The 3,043-nt window shown below is 68.6% G+C and carries 2 protein-coding genes; both read left to right on the forward strand.

Annotation, left to right across the window (positions count from 1 at the left end; all coding sequences use genetic code 11):
• Positions 1–84 precede the first annotated feature (84 nt).
• The gene (locus tag AOK17_RS07415) at positions 85–1,080 is read left to right on the forward strand and encodes a Ppx/GppA phosphatase family protein (RefSeq protein WP_055611523.1); all 996 of its coding nucleotides are present in this window, start codon (positions 85–87) and stop codon (positions 1,078–1,080) included.
• 445 nt (positions 1,081–1,525) lie between these two features.
• Positions 1,526–2,929, forward strand: coding sequence for an NAD(P)/FAD-dependent oxidoreductase (locus AOK17_RS07420; RefSeq protein ID WP_055611524.1), 1,404 nt, complete (start codon positions 1,526–1,528; stop codon positions 2,927–2,929).
• The last annotated feature ends 114 nt before the right edge of the window (positions 2,930–3,043 follow it).

The following is a 3,043-nucleotide window of genomic DNA, read 5'->3' on the forward strand; positions in this document are numbered from 1 at the left end:
GGGATGGGAATGGGTAGGGGCGGCGGGGGCGAGAAAATGCTTGGGCGCCCCCGGAGCCACGATCGCAACAGGAGACCACCACTCATGACTCGCGTCGCCGCCATCGACTGCGGTACCAACTCGATCCGGCTGCTCGTCGCGGACGCGGACCCGGCGACGGGAGAACTCGTCGACCTGGACCGCCGCATGACGATCGTCCGCCTGGGCCAGGGCGTCGACCGGACAGGAAGACTCGCCCCGGACGCCCTGGAACGGACCTTCGCGGCCTGCCGCGAGTACGCGACGATCGTCAAGGACCACGGCGCGGAGCGACTCCGCTTCGTGGCGACCTCCGCCTCCCGCGACGCCGAGAACCGCGACGAGTTCGTACGAGGAGTCCTCGACATCCTGGGAGTGGAGCCCGAGGTCATCTCCGGCGACCAGGAGGCGGAGTTCTCGTTCACGGGCGCCACCAAGGAGCTGACAGGACTAAACCAGGGGGGCGCGCAGCGCCCTTCGAATGAGGGTGGTGGTGGGAGACGGGCGGGCGACCTCGCCAAGCCCTACCTCGTGGTGGACATCGGCGGCGGCTCCACGGAGTTCGTCGTGGGCGAGGACCACGTCCGCGCCGCCCGCTCGGTCGACATCGGCTGCGTACGGATGACGGAACGGCACCTCGTGCACGACGGCGTGGTCAGCGACCCGCCGGCCCCGGAGCAGACCGAGGCGATCCGCGCCGACATCGAGGCGGCGCTCGACCTCGCCGAGGAGTCCGTGCCGCTGCGCGAGGCCCGTACGCTCGTCGGGCTCGCCGGATCGGTGACCACCGTCGCGGCGATCGCCCTGGACCTCCCGGAGTACGACTCCGAGGCCATCCACCACTCCCGGGTCTCCTACGACCGGGTCCGCGAGATCACCGAGCGGCTGCTGTCCGCCACCCATGCCGAGCGTGCCGCGATCCCCTCGATGCACCCGGGCCGGGTCGACGTCATCGGCGCCGGCGCCCTCGTACTGCTCTCTGTCATGGAGCGGATCGGGGCGGACGAGGTGGTCGTGAGCGAGCACGACATCCTCGATGGGATCGCGTGGTCCGTGGCCTAGAGCCGGCCTGGAGCCGACCCGGAGCGCGCCTCGACTGAGCAGGTCGGATGACGTATGAGCGCTCTGGGAGGCCTCTGAACGGTCTTGGAAACGGCCCCGGGAACACCCCGTCGGAAAAGTTCGTGAAGTTCTTCACAAGAGAATCGGCCCTGTTGGGCGAGGTTTTCGTCCCTACGGGTCATCCGGGGCCCCCGAGCGGCCCCGGAGCATGATCAACAGGGTGTTCGGCGAGTGCTGCGATCGTATGAAAAAGGGGGCCGGTTCAGGGGGGTCGAACGGCCGGAGCGGCAGCTCACGCGGCATTGACAACGGCCCGCACCAGGCGCTGGTTCCCCTGCTGGACCATGACTCGCTCACGTGGGCCGCGCAGTGTAGCAGAGGGTGTGAAGAAGCTTGTGAAGGGGCGCACGAGCCACCCCCCTGGGGCAGGTGGATACTCGATGGCATGAGCACCACGGAGCGTCCCAGGATCCTCGTAGTAGGCGGTGGGTACGTAGGCCTGTACGCAGCTCGGCGCATTCTCAAGAAGATGCGCTACGGCGAGGCGACCGTCACGGTCGTCGACCCCCGGTCGTACATGACCTACCAGCCCTTCCTCCCCGAAGCAGCCGCCGGCAGCATTTCGCCTCGGCACGTCGTCGTCCCGCTGCGACGCGTGCTGCCCAAGGCGGAAGTTCTGACCGGCCGGGTCACGACCATCGACCAGGACCGCAAGGTCGCCACGATCGCCCCCCTCGTGGGCGAGGCGTACGAGCTGCCTTTCGACTACCTCGTCATCGCGATGGGCGCGGTCTCGCGCACCTTCCCGATCCCCGGCCTCGCCGAGCAGGGCATCGGTATGAAGGGCATCGAGGAGGCCATCGGCCTGCGCAACCACGTGCTCGAGCAGCTGGACAAGGCCGACTCCACGACGGACGAGGATGTCCGCCGCAAGGCGCTGACCTTCGTCTTCGTCGGCGGTGGCTTCGCGGGTGCGGAGACCATCGGTGAGGTCGAGGACATGGCCCGCGACGCGGCCAAGTACTACACCAACGTGTCGCGCGAGGACATGCGGTTCATCCTCGTCGACGCCGCGGACAAGATCCTTCCCGAGGTCGGCCCGAAGCTCGGCCAGTACGGCAAGGAGCACCTCGAAGGACGTGGGGTCGAGGTCTACCTCTCCACCTCCATGGACTCCTGCGTCGACGGCCATGTGGTGCTGAAGAACGGCCTCGAGGTCGACTCCAACACCATCGTGTGGACCGCCGGCGTCAAGCCCAACCCGGTGCTCTCCCGCTTCGGTCTGCCGCTCGGTCCCCGTGGTCACGTGGACACGCAGACCACGCTCCAGGTGCAGGGCACCGACTACGTCTGGGCCGCCGGCGACAACGCCCAGGTGCCGGACCTCGTCGGCCGCAAGGCCGGCAACGAGAACGCCTGGTGCCCGCCGAACGCGCAGCACGCGCTGCGGCAGGCCCGCGTCCTCGGCGACAACGTGATCTCCGGTATGCGGGGCTTCCCGCAGAAGGAGTACAGCCACGCCAACAAGGGTGCGGTCGCCGGGCTCGGCCTGCACAAGGGCGTCGCGATGATCGTCATGGGCAAGATGAAGATCAAGCTCAAGGGTCGTCTTGCCTGGTACATGCACCGGGGCTACCACGGGCTGGCCATGCCCACGTGGAACCGTAAGATCCGCGTCTTCGCCGACTGGACTCTTGCGATGTTCCTGAAGCGTGAGGTGGTCTCGCTCGGGGCGATGGAGACTCCTCGTGAGGAGTTCTACGAGGCTGCGAAGCCGGCGCCGGCGCCTGCCGCCGCGAAGGCCGAGCCGTCGCCCGCCAAGACCGAGGAGAAGGCCAAGGCCTCCTGACCTCCGGTCACCTGCTTCACCCCGAAGGGGGCCTCCCGCCATCCGTGGTGCGGGAGGCCCCCTTCGGCGTTTTGCCTCGCCCCCGCCGCCCCTACCCGTCCCGTCCCTGGGGGC

The organism is Streptomyces phaeochromogenes (assembly GCF_001418655.1).
GTDB classification, from domain to species: domain Bacteria; phylum Actinomycetota; class Actinomycetes; order Streptomycetales; family Streptomycetaceae; genus Streptomyces; species Streptomyces phaeochromogenes.

What these genes read in the sequence shown, in the direction of transcription:
- AOK17_RS07415 (WP_055611523.1), top strand. Translation starts at nt 85, where the DNA reads ATGACTCGCGTCGCCGCCATCGACTGCGGTACCAACTCGATCCGGCTG.
- AOK17_RS07420 (WP_055611524.1), top strand. Translation starts at nt 1,526, where the DNA reads ATGAGCACCACGGAGCGTCCCAGGATCCTCGTAGTAGGCGGTGGGTAC.